The sequence below is a fragment of the Ruegeria sp. HKCCA5763 genome (assembly GCF_013034545.1).
In the GTDB taxonomy this organism is placed as follows: Bacteria; Pseudomonadota; Alphaproteobacteria; order Rhodobacterales; family Rhodobacteraceae; genus Ruegeria.
Genome location: NZ_WQGF01000006.1, coordinates 14,788 through 40,983, shown reverse-complemented (window position 1 = coordinate 40,983; position 26,196 = coordinate 14,788). Strand labels below are relative to the sequence as shown.

Sequence of the window (26,196 nt, the reverse complement as noted above, 5' to 3'; positions counted from 1 at the left end):
CCAGCAAGGATTGTACGGGTAATTCCCATGCCTCTTGTCGACACACCCCTTTCGCCGCAACGGCGCCGGTTCCTGCAGGACTCGGCCCGCGCGGCGGGCGGCTGCGTTGTCGCCGGGTCGGTGCTGGCCTATCTGGCCCGCGACGCCCGCGCGCTGCCAGCCGAGGCTTTGCGCCCGCCCGGCGCATTGCCGGAAAAGGAGTTTCTGTCGGCCTGCATCCGCTGCGGTCTGTGTGTGCGGGATTGCCCCTACGACACCCTGAAGCTGGCCGAACTTGGATCGGATGCGGTAGCAACCGGAACGCCGTTTTTCACCGCGCGGGATATTCCCTGCGAAATGTGCGACGACATTCCTTGTGTGACCGCATGTCCAACAGGGGCATTGGACCCCGGGTTGGACAATATCGACGATGCCAAAATGGGCGTCGCGGTGCTGGTCGATCAAGAGAACTGCCTGAACTTCCTCGGCCTGCGTTGCGATGTCTGTTACCGCGTTTGTCCGGTGATTGATGAAGCGATCACGCTCGAGACCGAGCATAATACTCGATCCGGTCATCACGCGCTGTTCATTCCGACCGTCCATTCCGATCGCTGCACTGGCTGCGGCATGTGCGAAAAAAGCTGTGTTCTACCCGAAGCAGCCATCAAGGTTCTGCCTACGCGGCTGGCGCGTGGTAGTTCGGCAGAACACTACCGGAAAGGCTGGGAAGAAAAGGCTGCCAAGGGCGCGCCGGTTGTCGAAGGGATCATTGATTTGCCCGACCGTTTGCCAGGACCTGGCACCGACAACTTGGTTTCTCCGGGCGGGTTTGCCCCCGGATATGAACTACCCGGAGTCGGACAATGAGCGCCCGCACGCATATGCCTGTAGGTCACGAGGCAGTCGAAAGCAAAGGTTGGATCGGCGCACATCGCTATCTGTTATTGCGCCGCGTAAGTCAGCTGTTCTTTCTGGTTCTGTTTCTGCTGGGTCCGTGGTTCGGCATATGGATCGTGGAAGGAAACCTGGCGGGGTCGCTGACGCTGGGCGTGTTGCCCCTGACAGACCCTTTCATCCTGTTGCAAAGCTTCGTTGCGGGTCATTTGCCTGAGGTGACGGCACTGATCGGCGGGCTGATCGTTTTGGCGGTTTATGCGCTGATCGGCGGTCGGGTCTATTGTTCCTGGGTTTGCCCTATCAACCCGGTGACGGATGCCGCGAACTGGCTGCATCGCAAGCTGGATCTGCCCAAAGGTTGGCAACCCAAGCGCAGTTCGCGCCTGTGGGTTCTGGCAACTGTCTTGCTTGTGTCGGGCCTGAGCGGTGTGATCGCGTGGGAGCTGGTAAATCCGATCACCATGCTCCATCGCGGACTGGTTTTCGGCATGGGTTTTGTTTGGGCCATGATTGCCGCGATCTTTATCTTTGACGTGATTGTCTCACGTCATGGCTGGTGTGGTCATCTGTGTCCAGTCGGTGCGTTCTATGGCCTGATCGGGTCAAAAAGCCTGCTACGTGTAAGCGCCACCAATCGCGCCGCCTGTGACGACTGCATGGATTGCTATGCGGTCTGTCCGGAAAATCAGGTGATCTCACCCGCGCTGAAAGGCAAGTCGGGACACACGCCACTGATCCTGTCACCCGACTGCACAAACTGCGGACGTTGCATCGATGTCTGCGCAGTCGACGTTTTTAACTTTACTCACCGGTTTGACGACCACGTCGTTCAACCTTCCGATCCAGTTGCCGCGCCTGAACCGCGCGCTGCCAGACCTATCTAGGGGAGTGCCAAGATGAAAAGATCAATCGTTACAGGCGGAATTGCCCTTCTACCCGTATTGTTGCTGAGCGGATGGGCCCTCGCGCAATCCGTACAAGTTGAAACCCTGCGAGGCGCGGACGTGGACGAACCGATCCCGCTGGATCAAATCCACAAAAATGTAGAAGGACGGATGCAGCGCAATTATCGCCAGCAGCCGCCGCTGATCCCACACTCGATCGAACAATATCAGATCGATGTGCGCACCAATCAGTGCCTGTCCTGCCATGACTGGTCCAAAGCTGGCGAGAGAAATGCACCGACCCTTTCGATGACCCACTATCTGGACCGCGAAGGCCGCGAGTTGGATCGCATCGCAGGAACCCGGTATTTCTGCAATCAGTGCCACGTTCCGCAAGCGGACGCGCCGCCGCTGGTCGATAACGTGTTCCAGCCCTCAACTGGCAACTGATTCAACTCAAGACTGAAAGGAGCAGCGACATGGCAGACTCCCCCGAAAAACGCGGCTTTTTAGGTCGACTGTGGAACGCGATCTGGACACCGGCGGTAATGTTCAGCTCGGGCTTTCTGATCCTTGCAGGATTTCTGGCCGGTATCCTGTTCTGGGGTGGGTTTCACTGGACCCTGGAATTGACCAATACAGAAGAGTTTTGTGTTTCGTGCCACACCATGGAAACGAATCTGGGCGAATACCGCGAGACGATCCACTACAACAACCATTCCGGTGTGCGTGCGATCTGTTCCGATTGCCACGTTCCGGATGAGTGGAACCACAAGATCAAAGCCAAGATCATGGCCGTGAAAGACGTCTATCACGAGCTTGCCGGAACCATCAGCACGCCCGAGAAATACGAGGATCACCGGCTGGCAATGGCCTCGGCGGTGTGGAAAAAGATGAAAGCGTCCGACAGCCGCGAATGCCGCAACTGTCACAACTTCGACTATATGGACTTTACCATTCAGGAAACCCGCGCCGCGTCGGAACACCAGCGCGCTATCGACACAGGCATGACCTGTATCGATTGCCACCAGGGTATCGCGCACAGCCTGCCGCCGAACTACCTGGAAACATATGAGAATGTGACCGCGGGACTTGAAGGCGAAGTTCTGGAAGAACATGCGACCGCATCTGGCGACGATATCCGTGACTTCCTGAACAACAGCTCGAATTGAAGGGGGAGCGGAGATGCTAGAGATACTGGGAACGATAGGCGGCAACATCCTAAGCCTGCCCGGCATTCTGGGGCTGGCCCTTGGCATGATGACCCGCAAGCTGTGGCTGGGCGCGGCATTGGGTGGCGCAGTCGGTATATTCGAAACGCTGGTGTTTGCTGGCTTTCAATTCGCGCAAGTCGAAGGTTTAGAGCTTGTCATCGCCGTCGTGGTCGGTGTCTGCGCAGGCAGCTTGGGCACGGCCATTCGACTCAAGGGTTCTACGGCCTGACATAGATCCGGTTCCGCCACCCCGGCGGGACCGACACACGCCAACAGACCTTAGGGCTCAATCTGGATTCAATCCAAGGAAGTTAAACAGTTCAGGAAACGGGTAGTCCTGCCTGTCGGCATCCGCCCCAAAAGCAAGAATGCCGGATTGGCGGTCTGCAAATGTGCCGTCTGAAAAGTAGGGCAAGCTTTTGTCGTATCTGGACAACGTTTTCTCCGAAATGCCATGCGTTCTTTTCATGTAGTGCGTCAGACGTTTCTTCGGAAAATTCTCAGCCGCGATTTCATTATGCACATCATCAAGTCCGAAGTGCTTTAGAAAAGCCAAAAGGGACAGGGTATAGATCTCTTCTATTTCGCGGGTCGTGTTGGCCCAGGGTTTGACTGGTCCTGTAAAGTGAACGTAACGGGGGTTCAGCAAAGCTATGATCTTGCCCGGCAGGTATGAGTGCTGCCAATTCCACGATGGCGACAACTCTAGCCAGTTTCCGTCCACAGCAATGTTAAGTGCGCTTTGGTCGGCCAAGGGCAGAGGATCACTCGCACCAGTCAACGCGCCAAGCGCCTTTTCAAAGATGTTTTCCGCAATCAAAGCCCTGCTGTTGACGAACAGCATACCGGCATTGAAGTACTTTTGCTGCGCGCCTGCAGGTAATAAATTGAAGTCTGCGTTTTTCCAGAACCGGCCCTGCGTCCAGCGGGTGTTATCGGCCACGGCCGCAATGGGCTGTTCAAAACCCTGCAACTGCATCAGGTCTGACGGCGACCCCCAACGTTGCACGATGTCATTATCAAGATACAGTACAAATTCGTGCAAATGAGACAGATCGCCTAGTGCTTTTAGCCTGAGCAAAGTCGCCTGGGACACGTAACCATGCGACTTGAATTTTTCGGGCGGGACAATATCGTCCAAACAATAGACGATCCTGAAATATCTTGAAAACAGAGTTTCCAACCGCGGATCTACCTGAGCCGAGACATAAAGGTAATGCTGAATCTCGTTGGTCGTGTCGAGCAAGAATGATCGCACCAACGCATAGGCCGCCTGCCAAATCTGGTTTTCGTCCGTGCACAGCACGACAGCCATTTTTTTGTCGCTGGTCATCCGACACAATCCTGCGGGTCATAACTTGAACGCAAAAATGGGCCGAAAGGTATCGAGAGCGATAGGCTATCAATCATATTGACCAAGTACTTTTTGCATCGCTAGGATTTTGGGTGCGCCGCGTCGCTTGAACTTGTCGGGGAAGACGAAGGCGAACCCGATTTCATCCGCAAGAGCGTTCAGATCGCGCTCGATCTCCTGATCAGAGTGCGCAAACCTACGGGTACGTTGGAAGTCATGGAATAGATCTCCCGTCTTGGGAAAATCCGGGTTCTCAAACGTGCCCGGTTGCCAGTGGAGGTCCTCGATAATGTAAATCCCACCATCCTTGAGTTTTGGCCACATCTCCAAAAGCGCGAATTGCTGATGATGCGAGGCGTGCGAAGCGTCGTCGATGATCACATCAAAGGGCTGTTCAAACTGGGCCGCTGCAGCTTTGATGTTCTCACGCTTTTCCATATCGCATTGGACGAAATCAAACCTAGGCCCCTTGCGCCAAGAAAAGTCCGAGATATCCAGACCCGTGACATGAGCATGTTCGAAATATTCCAGCCACATATCAACCGATGGAACGCGATCCGTTTCACGGTCTGCCCGACGCCCCCGCACCTCGGGGCCACCGCGCAACAACCCCATTTCAAGCAACCGAATAGGCTTGTCCCGAAGCGGGTGAAACAGAAGCTCGTACAGCCGCGTGTAACCATGAGCCAGATCCGTCAGTCCCTTGTCGGTACCGTGTTTTTTGGCCAGCTGGGTGAGATTGGGCATTTTTGGGGCCGCGCTCCGTGAATTCAGACTTGTGATCATCCCTACTGCATTGAGCGAGGGCCGGGTATTTGTCAATCAGCGATCCTGTTGGCCTTGAACGCTGTTTGGGTCGAGTACCTCGTAGCGTTCTAATTCAACACGCGGCCTCGTTCTTTGTCATCGGGTTGCTGCAATTCATTTCTTAACCGATTTCAATTGGCAAGCTGAGCAGCAAAAACGAACCTGTGGAACGGGATTCCCCCTTTCCAATATCGCTTTGATACCCTGACTCACTATTCCCAACTGAAGGCAGCAAAGGCGGGTTGAAATTTCAACAGGATTTCTTCAAACAAGATAACTCGTTAACGAAGTTGCCCTTGCGTCAAGCGCCTTCTAAAAAATCCTCTCTATTTTTGCCTATGCAAATACAATATAAACTGTGGGGACTATGAGGGGAAAAATATGGGCGGGATCGCAAGACTATGACGCGGGTCCTTGAGGCAAAACGTATTTCCAAAGTTCTAAATCTGGCCGGTCTGACGGATCATTTATCGATGTTCCGGCAAGAAGGCGTGGACGACCAGCTTTTGGACGATCTGACCGACCCGGAACTGCGCGACCTTGGGTTGAGCGTTGGGGAAAGAAAAAGGTTTCGCAAAGCTCAGGCGGAACTCAAAAGCAAAGACGCGTCAAGCCGAGATGGAGTAAAGTCCGAGGCCGAACGAAGGCAACTGACTCTGGTCTTTTGCGACCTCGTCGGATCCACGCAGCTTGCACAGCGCTATGATCCCGAAGACCTGATGCAGATCATGAATCTGTACTTGGATACAGCCATCGGCACCTTGAAACAGCATGGCTGTCATCTGGCCTATCGTCAGGGCGATGGCATCATGGTGTATTTTGGGTATCCCAAAGCAATGGAAGACGACGCTGAGCGGGCTGTAAGGGCAGTTTTGGAAACCATTGAGGCTGTTCAAAACCTGGACAACAAATTCGGTGAAAAACTTAATCTGCGTGCAGGAATCGCAACCGGAATGGTCGTTGTTGGCATCGTGTCCTCGAAAAGCCTTGGGTCTGAGGAATTTTTGGTTGGCGAGACGGCGAACCTTGCGTCCCGGTTGCAAGGGCTCGCTAAGCCTGGGGAGGTGATCGTCTCATCAGAAACAATGCGGCTGACACAGGGAACGTTCGAATTCGAGCCGCGCGGTAGCCATGATTTGAAAGGGTTCGAAGACCAGCGCAAAGTCTTTTGCGTGCTCAAGGAAACCGTATCTGCCAGTCGATTTGAGGCCCGGACCGGACAATCTGCAGTCAAACTGGTGGCACGGCACGACGACCTGTCGACTTTGACTCAGCTTTGGTCTGCAGCACAGGAAGGGGCCGGCAGAATGGCACTTGTCGGCGGCGCGGCAGGTATAGGCAAGTCGAGACTGATCAAGTCGCTGTCTGAAACGGTCGGGGTCAAACCGCTTACCCTACAATGTACGCCACACCTGACCAGTCTACCTCTACACCCTATAATAAACGAGTTACGACGTGTGTCAGGCGACCAATCCGACGAAAATATCCAGGCTGCGGTAACAGGTTTTGTTCAATCCGCCTCGCGTGTGAACGAAACGGACTTGCCCGTCCTGCTGGATTTGGCAGGTGTCGACTCGGGCGCGCCCGCCGAACCTGATCCGCTGAAAAAGGCGCGGAAATCCATGGATGTGCTTCTGCGCAGCCTTGCCAGCATATGCGACAGGCGCGGCACGTTGCTGTTGGTTATAGAAGATGTTCACTGGGCAGATGCCACCACATTGGATTTTCTGGACACACTTGCTGCCAATCTGGCAGGTTTCCCGGTACTTATGGTTCTGTCACACCGGCCTGAATACGAGCCGCCAGAGCATTACCTGGACAAGGCGGCAACCGTCGATCTGTCACCGCTTGCAAGGACAGAGGCATCCGAGTTGGTACGCCGTGTGGCCGAGCCCTTTAGTCTGCCAGTTATTCTGATCCGTCAGATCATTGAAAAAGCGGATGGGGTTCCTCTGTTCATTGAGGAAATAACAAAGGCGGTTCTGGATCAGCTACCCGCCGACGCGCCGATCAATGCCGAGGTGCTGGATGCGCTGAGCGTTCCATCCACGCTGCAGGATTCGTTGATGTCACGCCTTGACAGAATGGAAAACGCCAAACCTGTTGCGCAGTTGGGATCAGTCATCGGGCGCAGCTTTTCAGCACGCATGATCGACGCGGTCGCCCAGGACAGCATGGATGTCGACAAAGCCTTGCTGGAATTGATGGCGGCCGGTGTACTGTTGGCGACCAGCGACGAAGGGTCCGCCACCTATACGTTCAGCCACGCGCTTGTTCAGGATACCGCCTATAACTCTCTGCTACGCGACGATCGTCAAAAACTGCATCTGAAAATTGGCAAAGCCCTACTTGAAAAGCACAAGGCCTTTGGCAACCCAGCCCCTGACACCATCGCGCATCACTGCGATTTGGGTGGTTTAAAGGACGAAGCTGTCGCCCACTGGTTCACCGCAGGCGAGCAAGCCCTGTCCCGACTCGCGAACTTGCCCGCGATCTCAGCCTTTCGGGCGGCGCTGCGCAATCTCGGGTCCATGCCCGCAACTGCCGAACGTGACGGGTTCGAATTGCGCGTTCAGATGAACATTCTGCCCGCTTACATGGCGATCTATGGCTGGTCTGCTGATCAGGTCGGAGAGACAGCCGCGCGCGCCATGGAGCTTGCCCAGTCTCTGGGTGATGGAGAGACGCTTTTCGCTGCAACCTTCTGCCGTTGGACCAATTTCTTTGTTGGTGGCCAAATGAATCACGCAATGGAGATGGGACAGGCGCTGGATGCGATGGCTGGAATGACCGGGGATCCGGTTGCCAACGTTCTCACCGCCCGCGCGCTGAGCTTCACCCATTACTTCCGTGGTGAGTTCGCCGAATGTGAGCGTCAGCTTGACCGGGCCTTTGCCCTGATATCGCCAGAACTTGATATGGCGATGATGCCGATGACGCAGTCTTCGACCATGGCTTCGCTGTTGGCGATTCAAGGATGCCTGCTATGGCAGCAAGGTAAGTTCGACAAAGCTGAAACTGCGCGTCTTAAGTCCATTGAAGTCAGCAGGGCGCTGAACCACGCGCCCAATCTGGTCTATATCATGGGTGCCTGCTGCATGTTCCTGCCTTACGCTGGTGAGTGGGACAGGATGGACGTAACGATGAAGGAAGCCCGCAAGATCGCAGATGAGGAAGGGTTCCTGTATCTGCACGCCATGCAGGACATCTATATGGGTCTTGCACAGGCCGGGAAAGGCGACCTTGCTGATGTGCCCGAACAGATCGAAGCGCGCATGAACCTGATTTCGAAATCAGGCGGCAACTTCACTTTCCCGCAGAATCAGATCGTATTGTCGGAAATAATGATCGATCATGGTGACCTCGATAGGGCGATGGACCGGCTCGAGGCGGTCTGCGCACCCGGCTGGGAACGCGGAGAAACGCTAAACAAGCCTGAATATCACCGCGTGCGAGCCAAGGCCTTCGCGGCAAGCGGGAAAATAGATGCAGCCAGGGCTGAAGCCGTGCAGGCACTAACGCTGGCGCGCAGCATTGGGGCTATTGTGCAGGAAGATCGGGCCAGACAATTTCTGGACCAACTGACCGAAAAAAAATTGAACAAAACCAAGTGAACCGCCAAATATGGCGGCAAAACCAAGAGGGATTTGACATGACCGATGCATTGGACTGGGGCGACGCCCAGTGGAACGCCGTGAACAAAGCCGTCCATGATGAGGCGCTCCGCGCGCGGGTGGCCGCAAGTTTTCTGCCACTATACGGGCCGCTCCCCGCTGATACACAATCGGTCCCGCTGAACCGGCTTGAACTGGTCGACAACGAAAACGGCACTGCAAAACGCCTTGGTGTCAACGACTTTGACACCACGCGCCTGACCACTGTGTCTGTGAACGTCTATCTGAAAAGCGCGCAGATGGCCGACCCCGAGCTGTCCGCGGCGTTGATCATGTTCCGCCGTGCGGCTGCGATTGTGGCACGGGTCGAAGACGACATCATCTTCAACGGCCAACCGGGCACCGGGCAAGGTCCCAAACCCAACTCTAGCGCGCCCACCTCTTTGCCACCGATCTATACCGTCAGCGGCGGCGGCAAATACGAAGGCTTGCTGGAAGCGGGTGAGACATCTTCTGGTTCGTCGTCAGCAAAGAAGACAACCTACACCGGCACCAAAGTGTTCGAAGCGGTGGTTGCGGGTATCAATGAACTGGAATCGCGCGGGTATCTGGGCCCCTATGCCTGTGTGATGGGCAATGGCCTGTTCCAGGCCGTGACGACGCCGCTGGAAAACTCGATGGTGCTGCCGCGGGACAGCATTCTGCCGTTTCTGGATGGTCCGTTGCTGCGTTCGGGCACCCTGCCCGCGAATAACGCAGCGCTTGTGTCGCTGCAAGGCGCACCTGTTGAAATCGTGGTGCCATCTGAAATCGCGGTCAAGTACTTGCAGACTTCGTCGGAAGGTGAGCATGTCTTCCGTGTGCAACAGAAATTCCGCCTGCGGATCAAGGAAGAACAGGCCATCTGCACCCTCACCTGCTGACCGGAGGCTTGGCTGTGCGCGAGTTTACAGACCGGGGTGTAACCCTGCGCTGGTCAGAAACGATCAGTGCAACCGGTGACAAGCGAGCTTTGATAGAAGCTGGACCATCCGTTTCGCCTCATGACACAATGCGGCTGATCTGTTCACCGGATGGCGGCCCCGAGCGGGCCATTCGCGGCTGGCCTTTGAGCTATGATAAGAAAACCGGGCTTCAGCGCTTTGCGGCAACCCTTCCCTCGGCAGCACAGGACAAGACACTTTGCTGGCGTCCGGTATTGACGTCTGGCGGCCATGAGTATGACCCAGGACCGGACACTGCCCCCAAGACAGCACCGGTGCAAAAGCCAAACCCCGCGCCACAACCACCGGTTTTGGACCATATCGCCAAGTTCGTTGTCCCCTTCGCCAGCGATTTCCACCCTTCGGGCGAGACGCCGGACGGGGTTTGGTTGCATTTCGCCATCAAGGAAGGCGGTACGGTCGAAGGCCCTCATTTGAATGGGGTGATTGAACCGGTTGGAGGCGACTGGATGCGTGTGCGTCCTGACGGCGTGGGGCTTCTCCATGCCAAAGCGCTGATCAAGCCAGCGGACGGCGGCGCTCCGATCCTGTTTGAAGATACCGGCATGTGTGAGTTTGGCCCCGATGGTTATGCCGCACTGTTGAAGGGGAACCTGCCTGCGTCGGCCCCTGTGCGGGTGGCGTCGCGCTACCTGACCTCGAACCTGCATTACAGCTGGATGAATCGGGTGCAGGGGTTTGGCATTGGCGAAGCCAGCCTGTCGGACATAACCCTGCGCTTTGACGTCTATTCCGCGAAAGGAACATCAGATGGCTGAAAAGGTTGTCATTCTTGGGGGTGGCGTGGCCGGCATGAGCGCCGCGCACGAACTGATCGAACGCGGTTTCGAGGTTGAGATCCACGAACGCCAAATGATCCCCGGCGGCAAGGCACGCAGTATCCCTGTGATGAAGGGTGAAGGCGATCACGGCTCGAAGGCAAAGCATATCAAAGCGCTGGAGAATTGGGCCGAGATGGACGGGGCCAGCTATCCGCCCGGAGTGAAACGCCCATGGTTGCCAGGCGAGCATGGGTTCCGGTTCTTCCCGAACTTCTATCGACATATTACCGACACGATGGCCCGTACGCCTTATTACGACAAAGGCACGTGCTTTGATAATCTGGTGCCGACCACTCAGGTTCTGGTCAGTCAGTTCGACAAGCCCGGCATCATTGTACCCGAGCGATTTCCTCGCACCCTCAAAGACGTGGCGGATGCGTTCAAGACAATTGCCTTCGCGCTCTCGCCAAGGGACCAGATAGCATATGAGGATGTCGAGCATTTCGTTGCCTGCATGTGGCGGATAGCGACGTCCTGCAAGGAACGCCGGTTCGACGAATATGAACGGATCGGATGGTGGGATTTCATCGGGGCGGAAGACCGTTCGGAAGCGTATCAGAAATTTCTTGCCATCGGCCTGACACGGTCTCTGGTGGCCGCTAAAGCCACGACTGCCAGCACCAAGACCGTTGGCGACATTGCCGTGCAGCTGCAGTTGGGCATTGCCACGCCTGAGCCGCATTGCAACAGGTTGCTGAACGGACCGACCAACTTAGTATGGATTCAGCCCTGGCTGGATTACCTCAAAAGCAAGGGGGTCGTTTACAACTTCGAGTCCAAGGTAACAGGCATCGAATGCCAAAACGGGCGGATCACCGGTGCGACGGTTGAACAGGATGGCAGAGAACAGAACGTAACAGGCGACTGGTTCATCAGTGCCATGCCGATCGAGCGCATCGCGCCACTTCTCACGCCCGAGATGATGGCAGCCGATCCGGCGCTTGCCAAACTGCCACTGCTAGCAAACGACGTTCAGTGGATGAACGGTATTCAGTTCTATCTGACCAAAGAGGTCACACTTACAAACGGGCATGTGATCTTCATCGATAGCCCGTGGGCTCTGACCGCCGTGTCGCAAAAACAGTTTTGGCCGGGGATCAACTTTGACAACTGGGCTGAAGGCAAAACCAAAGGCCTGCTTTCAATTGATATTTCGGAATGGGACAAGCCGGGCTTGAACGGAAAGACCGCGCGCAATTGCACCCGGGAAGAGATTGCAAAAGAAGTTTGGGAGCAGCTCAAACGCAGTCTCAACGTGGATGGCGAGACTCTGCTGCGGGATGAGGATATGCACTACTGGTTCCTTGATCCCGACATCGTGCAGGACCCCGAAGATCCCAAACGCCAAAGCAATGTGGAACCTCTGCTTGTCAACCGCATCAACAGTTGGCGATTGCGGCCAGATGCGGCCACGCTGATCCCGAATTTCTTTCTGGCATCCGACTATGTGCGCACCTTTACTGACCTTGCCACAATGGAAGGGGCGAATGAGGCCGCGCGCCGGGCAGTCAACGCGATCCTGCAACGCAGCGGATCGGATGCCGAGCCCTGCCAGATCTGGGACCTGCACGAGCCTGATATCCTGAAACCGCTGCGCGCCTATGACTACGCGCGTTATCAAGCGGGTCTGCCGTGGGACAACAGGTTTGCTGTCGCGGTCGAAGCTGCACTGAAAATGGGCCAAGACACCGCAGGGATTGATCGCGGTGGTGACGGGCCATTGGCAGCCATCGGTGAACCGGCTGCAGAGTATTCAAAACCCGGCGGTATCATCGAAGACCCGGCCATTGCCGAAGCGCTGCGCATGATTTGCCCGCCAAAAGAACTGTTTGATCTGATGGCCAGCTATGAACCAACGGCAGATCTTCCGATACCCGGAGATGAGGTTGCCGAAGATGTGGCCTATGATCTGGGCCGGGACAGCGGTCAGTCTGATGTGCTGTCCAGAGCCCTGCCGATAACGGATGCACCCTTTGCCTCTGCTGGAACCGGGTTTGCCCCCGCCAGCGCGCAGAGCAGCAAACCTCGCGTGATCATCACGCAGAAGGGTTAACCTTTGAAACCCGGAACCGCGCATCTGGACCCTGCGGCACAGCAGGAGTTTCTGAAACAGCTGACCTCTTACGGGGATCGCGCGCGCGAAACTCTGTTGGGGCTTTTGCCAACGGGTGAACCCCAGGCTTACCTGTATGGTCCGATACGGGATTACATCGAAACATCAGGCAAAGGACTACGGCCCGCGCTATTGCTGGCCACATGCGAAGCCTTTGGCGGCAACACCGAGGAAGCACGAGTGTCCGCAGCTGTGCTGGAGCTTTTGCACAATGCCTTTCTGATCCACGATGATATCGAAGACCAAAGCGATTTCAGGCGTGGGCGTGCATGTATGCACCAGCGGCTTGGGATCCCTTTGGCCATAAATACAGGCGACGGGATGCAGGCGCTGGCCCTGCGGCTGTTGCGGCAAAATCTGGGGTCGCTTGGACTGGAAACCGGGATGCGTGTCGTGGACGAGTTCGACCATCTGCTACAGCAGTCCATCGAAGGTCAGGCGTTGGAGCTGGGTTGGATACGGGACAATCGGCTAAACGTGGGCGCCTCGGACTATCTGCGGATGTGTCTCAAAAAGACCTGCTGGTACAGTTTCATTCACCCCATGCGGATCGGCGCATTGATTGCACGGCCGCAGGATGTCGCCTCGGGCACACTGAATTTGGATGACTTCAACGCGTTCGGTTTCTTTCTGGGCGCGGCGTTTCAAATTCAGGATGACGTTCTCAACCTTGTTGGTTCGCAAGATAAATACGGCAAGGAAATTGGCGGCGACATCTATGAGGGCAAGCGTACGCTGATGTTGGGGCAACTTGGTCTGCACGCAGATGAGCCGGAACAGAAGCGATTGGCCGAACTGCTATCAAACCCGCGCGAAAATCGCTCAAGTCAAGATGTTGAATGGGTGCTTGAGCGTATGGATCACTATGGCAGCATCCGATTTGCGCAAGATGCGGCCAACGATCTTCTTGCTTCCGCCCTTCAGGAATTTGCGCAGGTATTTGCAGGCACCCAAGACGCCCCGCGTGCATTTCTCGCGCAGTTCATGGATTACCTCGTGACCCGTCAGGTCTGAGCACCTGCAACCTCAAACACCACAACGATCGAAGTCTGCTCGGTCCCGGTGCAGGCGATCCGACCATGATAAGCGCCCGGTTCCGTCAGGTCCGGTACAGTGACAACTACCGCTACATCTGTGGCCTCACCTGCGGCCAATCGAATCTGGGGCGGAATAACGTTGACGCGGTTCGCAGGCAGAATATCCCCATTCGGATTGGTCAGATCACCAGGTTCGAACTGCATTTCAACCGGCTCGTCACCTTCAGCCGCAGCAAAGGACAACAAGATTGTGGCCGTACCGCCGGGATGGCAGATCTTGCGACAGGTAAAAGGCCCTTTGAGGTGTTTTTGGTTGCCGCGCTCTGTCTCAAGCACGCGGCGCGCGATATCCGAAATCGGTTGCGTGTCCGGCTGCGATGCAACAGAGCTAATTACGCGCGACGGGTTTTCGTAGGGTTTACGCTCGAAATAAGGCATAACTTAATGTGCACCCGCAGCGTGGATCAGTAAATGGCAAATTCACCTACTGATCGCCGGGTTTGTTTATTTCCCTTTCCACACCGGATCACGTTTTTCGGCAAAGGCGCGGGCACCTTCCAGTTGATCTTCACTGGCATAGAGTACGTCCACAGTGCGCAGCTGACGTTTGGTGATATGGTTCATCGCATCCTGGAACTTGGAATCTTCCGCATCGCGCACGATCTCTTTGATTGCGGCGTAAACCAGGGGCGGTCCCGACGCCAACAAACGCGCCAGTTCCGACGCGCGGTCCATAAGTTGATCTGCGGTGACAATCTCATTCACCAAACCCCAGCGATTAGCTTCTTCAGCATCGAACCAGCGCCCGGTCAAAAGCAGTTCCATGGCGATGTGATAGGGAATGCGTTTTGGCAGCTTGACACTGGCTGCATCAGCCACAGTGCCTGATCGGATTTCCGGCAAAGCAAAAGTGGCGTGATCAGCGGCAAGGATCATGTCCGCTGACAGGGCCAGCTCTAGCCCGCCCCCGCACGCGATGCCGTTTACGGCTGCGATCACAGGCTTGTTCAGGTCGCGCAGCTCTTGCAGACCTCCAAACCCGCCAACGCCATAATCTCCGTCCACCGCGTCACCATCAGCAGCAGCTTTCAGATCCCAGCCGGGGCAAAAGAATTTCTCGCCCGCGCCGGTCAGAATGGCCACGCGCAGGTCCGGGTCATCGCGGAACTCGGCAAAAACCTCACCCATTCTGCGGCTGGTGGCCAGATCGATGGCATTGGCCTTGGGTCGGTCTAGCGTCACTTCAAGGATCGTTCCATCACGTCGGGTTTTGATCGGGTCCAATTCTCAGGCCTTTCTTATCAAAGCATCCACAGCAACCGCCTTTTCAGGCGTGCACAGAAGCGGGTTAATTTCGACCTCGCCAAGCGCTTCGGCATTTTGCGTGACATAGGCCTGTACGGCCTGGACTGCGGCAATGATCGCATCCATATCAGCCGCAGGTTGACCGCGATAGCCTTCTAGCAAGGGTGCTATCTTCAATGTGCCAAGGGCGCTGCGGATCTCCGCAGGAGAGCTGGGCACCAACAACGAAACCGTATCGCGCAGCAGTTCGGTCAACACGCCCCCTGCCCCCAATGTCAGCACAAATCCATGCGCTGGGTCCCGAAAGACGCCAATTAAAAGTTCGGCGACAGTGCCGGTGATCATCTCTTCTATCAGAATGATTTCCGTGCCGATTTCAGCGGCAACAGCGGCAACATCTTCCGCCTGAATGCCCAACCGAACGGCGGCGTGTTCTGATTTGTGAGCAAGCCCCACGCCTTTTACAGCAAAGGGGCCGTTCATGTCCTGAGCCGCCGCGCGGGCCTCTTCCCTACCTCTGACCGAACGGTTTTGCGGGATACGTAAACCAAACTTGGCCAGCGCCTGTTTCGACTCACCTTCGGTCAGGGTTCGGGACACCTCGGCACAGCCCGGCAGCAAAACAGGCTGTACACAAGGCGCACAGATCTGACCCGCTGCGCGTGTTGCGGCCAGCGCTTCGCGCAAGCCCATAAATGGCACCACTCCGCCAGCCATCAAGTCTTGCGCGACATCCTCCGGCAGCAGTTCTGGCAATGTAGCGACAACAGCAAAACGCGCTCCAGTGTCAGCGCGCACCTTCAAAGCCGCTCGGGTCGCGCTGGCCCAGTCAGTTGGATCGGTGGTCGGGTAGTCGACAATAGAAAACGTCAAATCGATATCCGCGCCAGTCATACCTGACCATGCCCGGGCCATCGCCTCTTCATCGCGCCAGATATAGGTGTGATAGTCCAGCGGGTTATTCAACGCGACCATCGGACCGAGCGCGTCTCGCAAGCGAACCTTTTTATCATCGCTTAACATTGGGAAAGTCAGGTCAGTGCCAACCGTCATGTCTGCAATCAGGCTTGCTTCCCCGCCGGAACAGCTGATCGAAGCGATACGGCCGCCGGGAAGCGGCCCGTAGCAATGCAGAAGTTTGAGCGTTTCGAGGAAATCCGGAAGCGCAGTCAGGCGCGGGATGCCAAGCCGGTCCAACAGCGCCTGCGCGCCTGCATCACTGCCCGCCAAAGATGCCGTATGAGAGACAGTCGCTGCCTGCGCCTGTTCCGATGCACCGACCTTGAGGGCAACAAGCGGGATGCCCTTTTCATGCACCTTGACGGCCAGCGCCTCCCACTCGCGGATGTCCTTGAAGCCTTCGATATGCAGGCCCACGGCTGTCACGCGTGGATCATCTAGCAGGGCCGCAGCAATCTGCGCCTGGCTGGTCTGAGCCATATTTCCGCAGGCCACCATATAGGCAATCGGCAAACCGCGTTTCTGCATGGTCAGATTGATCGAGATGTTCGAACTTTGCGTCAGGATCGCCACGCCTTTGTCCACCGGCGTCGCCCCGTGCTGGTCAGGCCACAGCAGGGCTCCGTCTAGCGCGTTGATGTAGCCATAGCAGTTAGGGCCAAGAATGGGCATTTCACCGGCTGCGGCGATCAGCTGCGCCTGCAAGTCCCCGCCGCTATCATCTTCAGCGACGGCTTCGGAAAAACCCGAGGCGAAGCAGACCGCCCCGCCCGCGCCCATGCTGGAGAGGACCTGAACCGCCTCAATCGTGGCGTGGCGGTTGATGCCAATGAACACCGCATCCGGGGCTTCAGGCAGGTCTTCGATGTGGCCATAAACCTTGTGTCCCGCGATCTCGTTGGCTTTGGGATGCACTGGCCAAATCTGCCCGGCATAGCCCATACGTTCGGATTGCAGAATGACCTGCTGGCACCAGGCACCACCGCCAATGACAGCGATGGTTTTGGGGCGCAGCAGCCGAGTTAGGTCTTTGTTCATGGTCAGGCGCCCAGTGGACGCAGAAGATCACGACTGATGATATGGCGCTGAATCTCACTGGTGCCGTCCCAGATGCGTTCAACGCGCGCATCGCGCCAGAACCGTTCGATCGGGAAGTCGTCCATAAGGCCCATACCACCATAGATTTGCAGCGTCACATCCGTCACCCGCGCCAGCATTTCCGAGGCGTAAAGCTTGGCCGAGGCAATTTCACGGTTCGATGGCAGGTTCTGATCCAGCCGCCAGGCGGCGGCGAGGGTCAGCCAGTCGGCGGCGTCGATCTCGGTGATCATGTCTGCGATCTGGAAGCCGATGCCCTGAAACTTTCCGATAGGCTGGCCGAACTGCTTGCGCTCGGCCGCATAGTTCAGCGCATAGTCAAAGCAGCGCCGCGCGCGCCCAACCGAGAACGCCGCAACCGTCAGGCGGGTTGCGTAGAGCCATTCGTTCATCACGGCAAAACCACCATCGACTTCGCCCAGAACCTGCGCATCCGGCAGACGGCAATTATCGAAATACAGGATATAGTTCTTGTAGCCCTTGTGGCTTACCGAGTTGTACCCTTCGCGCACTTCAAAGCCCGGGGTGCCGCGATCCACCAGGAAAGTAGTGATGCGCTTTTTGGGGCCCTTGGGGGTCTCGTCCACGCCTGTTGCGATAAAGACGATGAAGAAATCCGCGTGTTCCGCGCCCGAGATGAAGTGTTTCGAACCGTTTACAACCCAGTCACCACCATCGCGCGCCGCCTGACATTTCATACCGCGCACATCCGACCCGGCATCCGGTTCGGTCATCGCCAAAGCATCCATCTTTTCGCCGCGCACGGCGGGCAGCAGATAGCGTTCGCGTTGCTCTTCGTTGCAGGCCATCAGGATGTTTTGAGGGCGTCCAAAGAAATGCGTCAGTGCCATCGAGCCTCGGCCAAGCTCGCGCTCAACAAGGGTGAAATCCAGATGAGATAAGCCCGCGCCACCGACCTCTTCAGGGAAGTTACAGGCATAAAAACCCAGATCGATGCATTTTTGTTTGATTTCGTTGCCCAGCTCCAGCGGGACCGTACCGCTGCGTTCGACGGCCTCTTCATGCGGGTAGATTTCGTTTTCAACAAAGCTGCGGACGGTCGAAACGATCATCTCTTGTTCTTCGGACAAACCAAACTGCATAGCGCGCATCCCTTGGATCAGTTGTTGACCCAAAGAACGTCATCCTCCAAGTATTCGGCATGCAGACTTGGTCGCATTTCATGCAGGATTCGAAATTTTTGCCACAGCACTACAATATTCTGCTTTTCAATGGGTTCTCGAACCATTGTCTTGCGAACATGGTCGAACCATTGCGGGCGGCGAACAACATGTCACGGCAAACGCTCTATGCATGGAGGTTCTGTTCGCTTGATGGGGCGCCCGTACGCAGTTCCAGCGGCCTAAGCGTAACCCCGGATTGCGCCCTCGAAGGTCAGAGCGGAGATGTTTTGGTGGTTATGCCATCTTACGGCTTTCTGAAACTCGATACCCGGTCGACTGCGCGGGCAATTCTGGCCGCATCAAAACGGCACCAGCAGATCGCAGGATTGGACACCGGAAGCTGGCTTCTGGCACGAGCCGGTTTGCTCGATGAATGCCAAGCGACCATTCATTGGGACGAGCTTTCGCGGTTCGAAGAAAGCTTCCCGGCCGTCGATACCGTGCGGGAGCGATTTGTGATTGATGGCAATCTGCTGACCTGTTCCGGGGCAATGGCGGCGTTCGATTTGGCCTCTGCCCTCATTCAGCGGGATCATGGCCCGCTTTTGTCCATGGAGGTAGCGCACCTGCTGATGGGCCGTAAGGGGCGCGACGCTTATGCTCTTCCGTTGAAATCCAAAGACACACTGGTCAATCGGGTACTGGACGTGATGCAGGCGCATATTGAAACGCCGCTTTCAATCGCTCAGGTTGCACGACGCATTGGATGTTCGCAAAGACGGATCGAGGCTCGCGTCCGGGCGGAACTGAAAACAACGCCGCAAGCATTGTACCGACGTCTACGCCTAACGCTTGCGCGTAATCTGGCGGAGGATACGGAACAGTCCATTGCGGAAATCGCCGGGCGTTGCGGGTATGATAACGCCAGTGCGATGACACGGGCATTCAAGGCGGAATTCGGCCAGACCCCGACCGCGTTTCGAAAAATGAACGCCTAATACGCGTTTCAATCTGCCTAGGCAGATCATGTTGGCGAGGCTGCCAATTTCGTCATCGCAAAAAGGCACCATTATCTAGGGCGACAGACACTGGCCTGGCATACTCGTGCTGCGTTCAGCCAAGGGCAACGAAATTTCAAGCCTCCGGTTTCGGCAAGGCTCAGAGCATCGCACGAAGGCCCAACCAGAATGCAATCCAGCATAGACCCACGCTGAGAAGGATATTTCCTGCCGCCATAAGGATGGTGCGCTCGCGGTGCAGTTGCAGAGACTGGTAGGCAAAGCTGGAAAAAGTGGTGAACCCTCCGCAAAAGCCGAACACCAGGCGGCGTTCCTCGTCCGGCAGAACCTGGGGATCGCCCAGATAACCGACCCACAACCCGAGCAGCAAACAACCTGCCACATTCACGATCAGCGTCGACAGCGGTAGTTCGTGCGTGATCACGCGGTTGAGCATGTGCCGTGCGACTGCGCCCAGACCGCCGCCAAGAGCAAATGCTGCGTGTAAATAGAGATCACTCATCCGGGTGCTCTCCGGCGTGGTACTTGCGCCCGATCGCCTCACCCAAGATAGCGGCGGCAAGGCCCAAAACAACCTCAAGGGTCAGAGCTGCGACCATATAGGTGACATCTGCTTGGTGCAGCCGGTCAAGCTCGGCCACGAACGAGGAAAAAGTCGACAACCCGCCGCAAAAGCCAACCGCGCCCAGGTGGATGACATGGGCATGAACCCTGTGCCGCACCGCATAAAGCCAGCCGATGAACAGACAGGCCGCGATGTTGATTCCGAAGGTCGCAGTCACGAAGGGCACACCGGGTATCTCAAGCGACAGCACTTCGCGCAGCAAGGACCCAAGCGCGCCGCCGACAAAGACGGCGAGGTACATGAGTGTTCTCTGCAAGCCCTTGGCCCCCCTGATCAGAATCGTATTCTTCGATCTATTTCCATACAGGCTTGGGTGGTAAAACGCCAATGATCGAGCCGTCGGTACTTCAGAACCGTTGGGCCGATGCACGCTCCCAATCGCTTGCAAATCCCGCAGGGACACTGTCTGCCAGCAACCCACCTTCCGGAAGCCGTTCATAAAGGTCCGCGTATGTAAGCTCTTTTTCGTCCGTTGAGCGGCGCAGAATGTCCGAAGGGTGCAACTCCGTGACCTTTTCATAGCCCATTGCACCCAGAATTTCGCGGAAGCTTTCCAGCGTCGCATCATGATAGCGATGCACCCTCTGACGTTTTTGAGGTACATTCACAGCCTTGGCGCGTTCCTGATCCTGAGTGGCGATGCCCGTAGGACAGCGGTTGGTGTTGCAATGCAGCGACTGGATGCAGCCCACGGCAAACAACATCGCGCGGGCTGAGTTGCACATATCAGCGCCCAAGGCGAGTTTCTCGATAACGTCATAGCCCGTCGCCACCTTGCCCGAACAAATGATGCGGACCTTGTCGCGCACGCCGATGCCACGCAAGCAATTGTCGACAAAGATCAACCCTTCGTTCAGGGGCATCCCCAGCCTGTTGGAGTATTCCACTGGTGCAGCACCGGTACCACCCTCAGCTCCATCCACGGTAATGAAATCGGGCAAAATCCCGGTATCCAGCATTGCCTTGCAGATACTCATGAACTCGGACCGTTTACCGATGCACAGCTTGAAACCCACTGGCTTGCCGTCCGACATCTCACGCAGATGTTGCACAAACTCCATCAGCCCGGTGGGGGTCTCAAAGGCCGCATGTGCAGGAGGTGAGATCACGTCTCTATGGGGTTCAACACCGCGAATTTCAGCGATTTCTTCATCAACCTTAACCGCAGGCAGCACGCCGCCATGAGCGGGTTTTGCGCCCTGGCTCAGCTTGATCTCAATGGCCTTGACCACGTCCTTTCCGGCTCTTTCGGCAAACTTGTCCTTGTCGAACCCACCTTCGGGGGTGCGACAGCCGAAATAGCCGGTACCGATCTGCCAAATGAGATCACCGCCTTCCGCCAGATGATGCGGGCTTATCCCTCCTTCACCGGTGTTGTGGGCAAAGCCACCGTCCTTGGCCCCACCATTCAAAGCCCGGATCGCGGTATGGCTCAACGCTCCGAAGCTCATCGCTGAAACGTTCAGGCGCGACGCATCGTAAGGCTGAGAGCATAGAGGACCACCCAGCGTAACACGCTTCTCGCTTTCCCCCACCTCTTTCGGCACCAACGAATGATTGGTGCGGTGATAGCCCACCTGCGTGATGTCGTACTGGGTGCCAAACGCCTGTGTATCCTGTTGACCCTTGGCACGGGCATAGACCAGACTGCGCGTAATCCGGTTGAAGGGCCGTCCGCTTTCGTTTGTTTCAACAAAATACTGGCGTATTTCTGGGCTGACGAATTCCAGCATGTAACGAAAATGGCCCAGAACCGGATAGTTATTAAGCACATTGTGTTTGGTCGTCATCAGGTCATAAGCCCCGATCGCGATATAGGGCAGCACGATCACCAACAGCCACAGCGCTGGGGTCCAGAACCAGCCAAGCAACAAGGTCAATGGTAGACCAAAAAAGGCCACCGCGTAGTATATATTGCGTACAATCATGCGTCCGATCTCCGGTTACTAGCTTGGATTGGCACCTGCACTAAAGCTGCGCCTTGAGTTCTTTGACCCAGTTGTCCCACTGCGCGTGGTCGCCCTTGGCCAGAAGGATGCCCTCTTTCAGTTTGGATATGCCAAATCCCCAGGCCATCTTTGTGTCCACATGAGGTGGCATGACCAACTCACCCGGCGTGACCATGGCGTCGATGATGAACGGCTTGGTGCTGGCTTTGGCCTGTGCCACGGCTTCTTTGATGTCAGCGGCATGTTCCACGCGCACGCCATCACCACCGCAGACCTTGGCGTATTCGGCAAAATCCGGGTTCACCAGATCCGTTGCCATAGGGTTCACAGCATAGCCCGCGACCTCCATCTCCATCTTCACGAAACCCAGTGTCTGGTTGTTGAACACAATCACCTTGATCGGCCAGTGGTAGCGCACGGCGGTCACGAAATCCTGCATGGACATACCAAAGCCGCCGTCGCCACAGAACGTCCAGACCTCACGCGAGGGATCCAGCGCAGCCGCGCCGAGCGCCGAAGGCAAGCCAGAGCCCAGAGAGGAATGGTTGAATGATCCCACCATACGCCGCCCACCCTTCATTCGGGTCTGCCGCGCCACCCAGACAGTGCATTCACCTATGTCCATCGCAAAAACCGCATCTTCTGCGGCCTGATTGGATATCTCGCGGGCGAATAACTGCGGGTGCAGCGGTTCGCTGGCACGTTCAAGGCTGGCCTCTTTGTCCTGTTGCGCCAGCCACTTGTTGCACAGTTTGACCTGATGATCAGCGAAGCTTCGGTCTTCTTTTTCGGCTATTTGAGGCAGCAGCCGGTCCAGCGTTGCACCGACATCCCCCAACAAGCCCGATGCGATAGGCGCACGGCGACCCAGATTTTCAACGCTGCGGTCGATCTGCACGATCTTGGCCGCTTCTGGCAGGAACCATTCATAGGGAAAGTCGGTGCCCAGCATCACAAGCACATCGCAATCGCGTACCGCATAATAACCACCGGGGTTGCCGATGAGACCAGTCATACCAACCACATTCGGGTCATCGTAGTCGAAGATGTCCTTGCCCTTCAACGTATGCGCAAGCGGAGCGTTGAGCTTTTGCGAAAGGGCCAAAACCTGATCTTTGGCCTCGCGGCAACCTACACCGGCAAAAAGCGCCACCTTCTTGCCTGCGTTTATGATCTGCGCAGCACGGGCAATCTCAGCTTCGGGTGGGATCAGGGTAGAGGGCTGTTTCAAAAGCGGGTGGAACTGGTGCAGGCTGGGCACCTTTTGTTCGGATACATCGATGGGCAGTTCAATCCGCACCACCTCGCGGTTGATGAGCGCACGTTGCACGGCGATCTGGGCAAGACGCGGCATCTGATCCGGCGTGTGGATCACCGCCTGATAGTCGCACACATCATCAAATGCCTTTTCCAGGTTCACTTCCTGATGATAGCCAGTGCCGCGCTCGCGATGGGCGACTTGGCCAGTGATCGCCACCACGCCCGCGCCTTCGCGTTTGGCATTGTAGAGCCCGTTAATCAGATGCAAAGCACCGGGACCAACCGTGCCGGCACAAATGCCGATACCACCGGTCAGATGCGACTGCGCATAAGCCGCGTAGGCTGCGTTTTCTTCATGCCGCAAACCCTTCCATTCAAAACGGTCGTCCCCGCGCATGGCTTCGAGAAACGGGTTGAGCGCATCGCCAACCACGCCAAAGATCTGGCAACCACCTGCATCCGACAAAATGTCCAGCAGGACCTCACACACGTTTTTCGCCATGTCTCTCTTCTCTCGTTTCGAGCAAATTCAACAAGATGTAGCCAACATCCTGTCCGCCTTTAATTCAATAGCCATCCTAAAAATCAAAGTCGCTTCACCGACTTTTCAAATCACACAAGGGTCAATTGGATGTGACGGACACAAACACAGTATGATCCTGTAGGCTTGTGGATTGCCACAGGTTCCAAGTGTTTTTGACAATAAACCAGCCGGGGCAGGCGAATGCAGTTACTAAGCTGCACATAACCTCAAACAAAACACGTTGCGGTTCAGGAGTTGAAACCGCAACGCGTGCTTGAAAAGCTATCGGCAGTGTATTGGGTTATTCCCGACCCACAGCTTGACCATCTTCATCAAAAAAATGCAGCTTGCTGGTCGGAAAATGCAAACCGATATGTGCGCCCGGTTTGAGGTCCGTGTCTCCATTCAAACGCACAGTGACGTTTTCTTCAGCACCGACATCGACGATCAGGAACGTATCAGCACCCAGGTATTCGATCACCTCGATCACACCGTCCGTCTGGCCCTCGCCCGCTGCAACCACTTCAATGTGTTCAGGACGAACACCCAATCGGTTGGCTTCGCCGGAAAACGCAAATTGGCCCCCTCTGCCGTGTGCCAGCGTATAACTGCCGCCTTGAGCGGAACAGGTCAACACGTTCATTTTCGGGCTTCCAATGAACTGCGCCACAAACAGATTGGCCGGACGTTCATAGAGCTCGCGGGGCGTACCGACCTGCGCGATCTTGCCGTATTCCAGAACCACGATCCGGTCGGCCAGCGTCATGGCTTCGACCTGATCATGGGTCACATAGATCATCGTGCGCTTGAGGCTTTGGTGCAGCTTGGCGATCTCGTATCGCATCTCAACGCGCAGCGCCGCATCAAGGTTCGAAAGCGGCTCGTCGAACAAAAAGGCCGTCGGGTCGCGCACGATGGATCGGCCGATGGCCACACGCTGGCGCTGCCCGCCTGACAAGTCTTTGGGTCGGCGTTCCAGAAACGGCCCGAGTTTCAGAACCTCAGCCGCTTTGTTGACCTGTTCTGCGATTTCAGCCTTTGGCACCCCGGCCACTTTCAGCGAGAACCCCATATTTTCAGCAACAGTCAGATGCGGATACAGCGCATAAGACTGAAACACCATCGTCAGGCCGCGTTTCGAAGGCGGATGATCGGTGACGTCATTGTCGTTTATCAGAAGCGATCCGCGCGAAATATCCTCAAGCCCGCCGATCATGCGAAGCAGAGTGGATTTTCCGCAGCCCGACGGACCGACAAAGACAATGAACTCGCCTTCTTCAATCTTGAGGTCCACACCTTTGATGACCTGGGCGGACCCAAACCATTTTTCGACGGACTTCAGTTCGATGCTGCCCATTAGCTCCTCCCTGCCCAGTGTAGCCAGACCGCGGCTGTCCAGGTGAAGGCAGTGCCGCCAGCAGCGCTGCCTGTGTTGGGGTCAAAATACTCGGCGAAGCCGTAGGTCGAAATCAGCTTTGCTGTTTTCAGGCGCAGGTCTTCTGCCTGCCGCGTGTGTCCCATATCAGCCAGACCGAACCCAATCATCATGTTCATGATCGCCCAGGTCGGACCACGCCAATAGCGGCGCGCATCAAAATTCGGCATCGACGTATCATAGCTTGGAACCGGATAAGGAACGGTGTCCAACACAGCATCCAAACGCTTCAGCATCTGTTCCGACTGGATGCCTGCGTACCAGCACATATATGAAGCGTTCGAGATGCTGCCGGCCCATTCATCTGTACGAACGTCACGGGAATCGAAACTACCCAGATCCTCATTCCACAAGGATCGCGCACCATTTTCGAGCCTCTCAACATCCGAATGCAACCCTTCGGCGTCGACGCCCAGCTGGTCGCTGATCGCCAGCAGATCCCGCGCAGCGCGCAAGGTCGTGAATGTCATTGTCGGGTCGGCGACCCGAAACGGGTTTTTCTCCAACAGAGCCTGTTGGTTCCATCCGGCCTCTCGGCCAATCTGGACCAGTTTGATGTAACGATCATAGTCAAACTTGGTAGGGCGATCGTCGCTGTTCACATGCGCGATGTCCCTGCGCTGGTATTCCCCCACGTCAGAGGCGTCCATGCGCGCCATGGATTTATCCCAGTCAGGGGCATTGTCGCGACCTGCCTCCCAAGGGTGCGTCGTACAGACAGCGTCCTTTTCATCAAGCCGCCACTTCATGATCCAACGATGCCAGGCCAAAAGCTTTGGAAAGAGGGCACGCAGGCGCTGGTCGCCCACCTTTTTGTCCTGCTCCCAAATTTTGCGAACCATCGTTGCTGCGATGGGTGGCTGAATAATACCCGACGACGGGATCGGGCCGTTGCAACCCCATACATCCGGGCCTGGAAAATACCCGTCGTCTTGCTTGTGGAACAGGATATGCGGCACCATGCCGTCCGCCCATTGGCCCGAGAAAAGCGTCTCGACCTCAGTCCAGGCGCGGTCGATGTCGAATTCGGCAAAGCCCACGGCGGCAATCGCGCTGTCCCAGTTCCACTGATAAGGATACAGCCCCTCGGTCGGGATTGTGTAACCCCCGCGATCATTGGCAATCAGGATATTGCGCGCTTCGCGGTTGTGGTTCGTATGTTGATTCATTTCTG

23 protein-coding genes are annotated in these 26,196 nt (G+C 56.3%); 11 read left to right on the top strand and 12 right to left on the bottom strand.

Annotated elements, in window-relative coordinates; translation table 11 throughout:
* Positions 1–27: 27 nt before the first annotated feature.
* From napG to GOV89_RS11720, 5 genes are read left to right on the top strand one after another with little or no spacing between them, the layout of a single operon-like run.
* Positions 28–846: a ferredoxin-type protein NapG gene (gene napG / locus GOV89_RS11740; RefSeq protein ID WP_171238281.1), complete on the top strand. Its 819-nt coding sequence runs from the start codon at positions 28–30 to the stop codon at positions 844–846.
* Positions 843–1,760 carry a quinol dehydrogenase ferredoxin subunit NapH gene (gene napH / locus GOV89_RS11735; RefSeq protein ID WP_171177200.1) on the top strand — a complete coding sequence of 306 codons (918 nt, stop codon included), beginning with the start codon at positions 843–845 and terminating at the stop codon, positions 1,758–1,760. The genes napG and napH overlap by 4 nt, the downstream gene beginning before the upstream one ends.
* Before the next feature lie 12 nt (positions 1,761–1,772).
* Complete coding sequence (locus GOV89_RS11730) at positions 1,773–2,210, top strand: nitrate reductase cytochrome c-type subunit (RefSeq protein WP_171177202.1); 438 nt, start codon at positions 1,773–1,775, stop codon at positions 2,208–2,210.
* A 29-nt stretch (positions 2,211–2,239) separates the two neighbouring features.
* Complete coding sequence (locus tag GOV89_RS11725; protein ID WP_171177204.1) at positions 2,240–2,932, top strand: NapC/NirT family cytochrome c; 693 nt, start codon at positions 2,240–2,242, stop codon at positions 2,930–2,932.
* 13 nt (positions 2,933–2,945) lie between these two features.
* On the top strand, positions 2,946–3,203 hold the full coding sequence (locus GOV89_RS11720) for a hypothetical protein (RefSeq protein ID WP_171177206.1): 258 nt from the start codon (positions 2,946–2,948) through the stop codon (positions 3,201–3,203).
* 57 nt (positions 3,204–3,260) lie between these two features.
* Here the strand turns inward: GOV89_RS11720 and GOV89_RS11715 are convergent, their stop codons facing one another.
* Entirely contained in the window at positions 3,261–4,307 is a 1,047-nt protein-coding gene (locus tag GOV89_RS11715; protein WP_171177208.1) for a glycosyltransferase, read from the bottom strand.
* 69 nt (positions 4,308–4,376) lie between these two features.
* Positions 4,377–5,075, bottom strand: coding sequence for a class I SAM-dependent methyltransferase (locus GOV89_RS11710; RefSeq protein ID WP_171177210.1), 699 nt, complete (start codon positions 5,073–5,075; stop codon positions 4,377–4,379).
* Positions 5,076–5,536: 461 nt separating this feature from the next.
* Between GOV89_RS11710 and GOV89_RS11705 the strand changes: the two genes are divergently transcribed.
* The 5 genes from GOV89_RS11705 to GOV89_RS11685 are packed head-to-tail and all read left to right on the top strand — an operon-like array spanning position 5,537 to position 13,701.
* Positions 5,537–8,749 carry an adenylate/guanylate cyclase domain-containing protein gene (locus tag GOV89_RS11705; RefSeq protein ID WP_171238280.1) on the top strand — a complete coding sequence of 1,071 codons (3,213 nt, stop codon included), beginning with the start codon at positions 5,537–5,539 and terminating at the stop codon, positions 8,747–8,749.
* Positions 8,750–8,787: 38 nt separating this feature from the next.
* Entirely contained in the window at positions 8,788–9,672 is an 885-nt protein-coding gene (locus GOV89_RS11700) for an encapsulin (RefSeq protein ID WP_171177214.1), read from the top strand.
* Between the two features lie 14 nt (positions 9,673–9,686).
* Positions 9,687–10,511 (top strand): DUF3237 domain-containing protein, encoded by an 825-nt coding sequence (locus GOV89_RS11695; RefSeq protein ID WP_171238279.1) that lies wholly within the window; start codon positions 9,687–9,689, stop codon positions 10,509–10,511.
* Complete coding sequence (locus tag GOV89_RS11690) at positions 10,504–12,627, top strand: FAD-dependent oxidoreductase (protein ID WP_171177218.1); 2,124 nt, start codon at positions 10,504–10,506, stop codon at positions 12,625–12,627. The genes GOV89_RS11695 and GOV89_RS11690 overlap by 8 nt, the downstream gene beginning before the upstream one ends.
* Before the next feature lie 3 nt (positions 12,628–12,630).
* Positions 12,631–13,701, top strand: coding sequence for a polyprenyl synthetase family protein (locus tag GOV89_RS11685; RefSeq protein WP_217352159.1), 1,071 nt, complete (start codon positions 12,631–12,633; stop codon positions 13,699–13,701).
* Here GOV89_RS11685 and GOV89_RS11680 read toward each other — a convergent pair.
* The 4 genes from GOV89_RS11680 to GOV89_RS11665 form a co-directional block, all read right to left on the bottom strand.
* Entirely contained in the window at positions 13,692–14,162 is a 471-nt protein-coding gene (locus GOV89_RS11680) for a hypothetical protein (RefSeq protein ID WP_171177220.1), read from the bottom strand. The two genes, GOV89_RS11685 and GOV89_RS11680, sit on opposite strands and share 10 nt — an antisense overlap.
* Before the next feature lie 66 nt (positions 14,163–14,228).
* Positions 14,229–15,008, bottom strand: a complete 780-nt coding sequence (locus tag GOV89_RS11675) for a carnitinyl-CoA dehydratase (protein WP_171177222.1) — start codon at positions 15,006–15,008, stop codon at positions 14,229–14,231.
* Positions 15,009–15,011: 3 nt separating this feature from the next.
* On the bottom strand, positions 15,012–17,027 hold the full coding sequence (locus tag GOV89_RS11670) for an acetate--CoA ligase family protein (protein ID WP_171238278.1): 2,016 nt from the start codon (positions 17,025–17,027) through the stop codon (positions 15,012–15,014).
* Positions 17,028–17,029: 2 nt separating this feature from the next.
* On the bottom strand, positions 17,030–18,190 hold the full coding sequence (locus GOV89_RS11665; RefSeq protein ID WP_171177226.1) for an acyl-CoA dehydrogenase family protein: 1,161 nt from the start codon (positions 18,188–18,190) through the stop codon (positions 17,030–17,032).
* A gap of 80 nt (positions 18,191–18,270) precedes the next feature.
* On the opposite strand from GOV89_RS11665, the gene GOV89_RS11660 reads away from it, so the two are divergent.
* Complete coding sequence (locus GOV89_RS11660) at positions 18,271–19,209, top strand: GlxA family transcriptional regulator (RefSeq protein ID WP_254451520.1); 939 nt, start codon at positions 18,271–18,273, stop codon at positions 19,207–19,209.
* A 160-nt stretch (positions 19,210–19,369) separates the two neighbouring features.
* On the opposite strand, the gene crcB is transcribed toward GOV89_RS11660, so the two are convergent.
* From crcB to GOV89_RS11630, 6 genes are all read right to left on the bottom strand, one after another.
* Complete coding sequence (gene crcB, locus GOV89_RS11655) at positions 19,370–19,732, bottom strand: fluoride efflux transporter CrcB (protein WP_171177230.1); 363 nt, start codon at positions 19,730–19,732, stop codon at positions 19,370–19,372.
* Complete coding sequence (locus GOV89_RS11650; RefSeq protein WP_171238276.1) at positions 19,725–20,096, bottom strand: CrcB family protein; 372 nt, start codon at positions 20,094–20,096, stop codon at positions 19,725–19,727. Before GOV89_RS11650 ends, crcB begins: the two co-directional genes overlap by 8 nt.
* 106 nt (positions 20,097–20,202) lie before the next feature.
* Positions 20,203–21,783 (bottom strand): FMN-binding glutamate synthase family protein, encoded by a 1,581-nt coding sequence (locus tag GOV89_RS11645; protein ID WP_171177235.1) that lies wholly within the window; start codon positions 21,781–21,783, stop codon positions 20,203–20,205.
* Positions 21,784–21,823: 40 nt separating this feature from the next.
* Positions 21,824–23,566, bottom strand: coding sequence for a thiamine pyrophosphate-dependent enzyme (locus GOV89_RS11640; protein ID WP_171238275.1), 1,743 nt, complete (start codon positions 23,564–23,566; stop codon positions 21,824–21,826).
* Between the two features lie 322 nt (positions 23,567–23,888).
* Complete coding sequence (locus tag GOV89_RS11635; protein WP_171177238.1) at positions 23,889–24,944, bottom strand: ABC transporter ATP-binding protein; 1,056 nt, start codon at positions 24,942–24,944, stop codon at positions 23,889–23,891.
* A complete protein-coding gene (locus tag GOV89_RS11630; protein ID WP_348540134.1) occupies positions 24,944–26,191 on the bottom strand; it encodes a hypothetical protein in 1,248 nt (415 codons plus the stop codon). Before GOV89_RS11630 ends, GOV89_RS11635 begins: the two co-directional genes overlap by 1 nt.
* Positions 26,192–26,196 lie beyond the last annotated feature (5 nt).

Excerpts from the sequence above, each read along its gene's own strand:
- GOV89_RS11705 (WP_171238280.1), top strand. The coding sequence starts at position 5,537 with ATGACGCGGGTCCTTGAGGCAAAACGTATTTCCAAAGTTCTAAATCTG.
- GOV89_RS11700 (WP_171177214.1), top strand. The coding sequence starts at position 8,788 with ATGACCGATGCATTGGACTGGGGCGACGCCCAGTGGAACGCCGTGAAC.
- GOV89_RS11660 (WP_254451520.1), top strand. The coding sequence starts at position 18,271 with ATGCAGGATTCGAAATTTTTGCCACAGCACTACAATATTCTGCTTTTC.
- GOV89_RS11680 (WP_171177220.1), bottom strand. The coding sequence starts at position 14,162 with ATGCCTTATTTCGAGCGTAAACCCTACGAAAACCCGTCGCGCGTAATT.
- GOV89_RS11645 (WP_171177235.1), bottom strand. The coding sequence starts at position 21,783 with ATGATTGTACGCAATATATACTACGCGGTGGCCTTTTTTGGTCTACCA.
- GOV89_RS11730 (WP_171177202.1), top strand. The coding sequence starts at position 1,773 with ATGAAAAGATCAATCGTTACAGGCGGAATTGCCCTTCTACCCGTATTG.
- GOV89_RS11630 (WP_348540134.1), bottom strand. The coding sequence starts at position 26,191 with ATGAATCAACATACGAACCACAACCGCGAAGCGCGCAATATCCTGATT.
- GOV89_RS11665 (WP_171177226.1), bottom strand. The coding sequence starts at position 18,190 with ATGCAGTTTGGTTTGTCCGAAGAACAAGAGATGATCGTTTCGACCGTC.
- GOV89_RS11710 (WP_171177210.1), bottom strand. The coding sequence starts at position 5,075 with ATGCCCAATCTCACCCAGCTGGCCAAAAAACACGGTACCGACAAGGGA.
- crcB (WP_171177230.1), bottom strand. The coding sequence starts at position 19,732 with ATGAGTGATCTCTATTTACACGCAGCATTTGCTCTTGGCGGCGGTCTG.
- GOV89_RS11635 (WP_171177238.1), bottom strand. The coding sequence starts at position 24,944 with ATGGGCAGCATCGAACTGAAGTCCGTCGAAAAATGGTTTGGGTCCGCC.
- GOV89_RS11720 (WP_171177206.1), top strand. The coding sequence starts at position 2,946 with ATGCTAGAGATACTGGGAACGATAGGCGGCAACATCCTAAGCCTGCCC.
- GOV89_RS11725 (WP_171177204.1), top strand. The coding sequence starts at position 2,240 with ATGGCAGACTCCCCCGAAAAACGCGGCTTTTTAGGTCGACTGTGGAAC.
- GOV89_RS11670 (WP_171238278.1), bottom strand. The coding sequence starts at position 17,027 with ATGAACAAAGACCTAACTCGGCTGCTGCGCCCCAAAACCATCGCTGTC.
- GOV89_RS11715 (WP_171177208.1), bottom strand. The coding sequence starts at position 4,307 with ATGACCAGCGACAAAAAAATGGCTGTCGTGCTGTGCACGGACGAAAAC.
- GOV89_RS11640 (WP_171238275.1), bottom strand. The coding sequence starts at position 23,566 with ATGGCGAAAAACGTGTGTGAGGTCCTGCTGGACATTTTGTCGGATGCA.
- napH (WP_171177200.1), top strand. The coding sequence starts at position 843 with ATGAGCGCCCGCACGCATATGCCTGTAGGTCACGAGGCAGTCGAAAGC.
- napG (WP_171238281.1), top strand. The coding sequence starts at position 28 with ATGCCTCTTGTCGACACACCCCTTTCGCCGCAACGGCGCCGGTTCCTG.
- GOV89_RS11650 (WP_171238276.1), bottom strand. The coding sequence starts at position 20,096 with ATGTACCTCGCCGTCTTTGTCGGCGGCGCGCTTGGGTCCTTGCTGCGC.
- GOV89_RS11690 (WP_171177218.1), top strand. The coding sequence starts at position 10,504 with ATGGCTGAAAAGGTTGTCATTCTTGGGGGTGGCGTGGCCGGCATGAGC.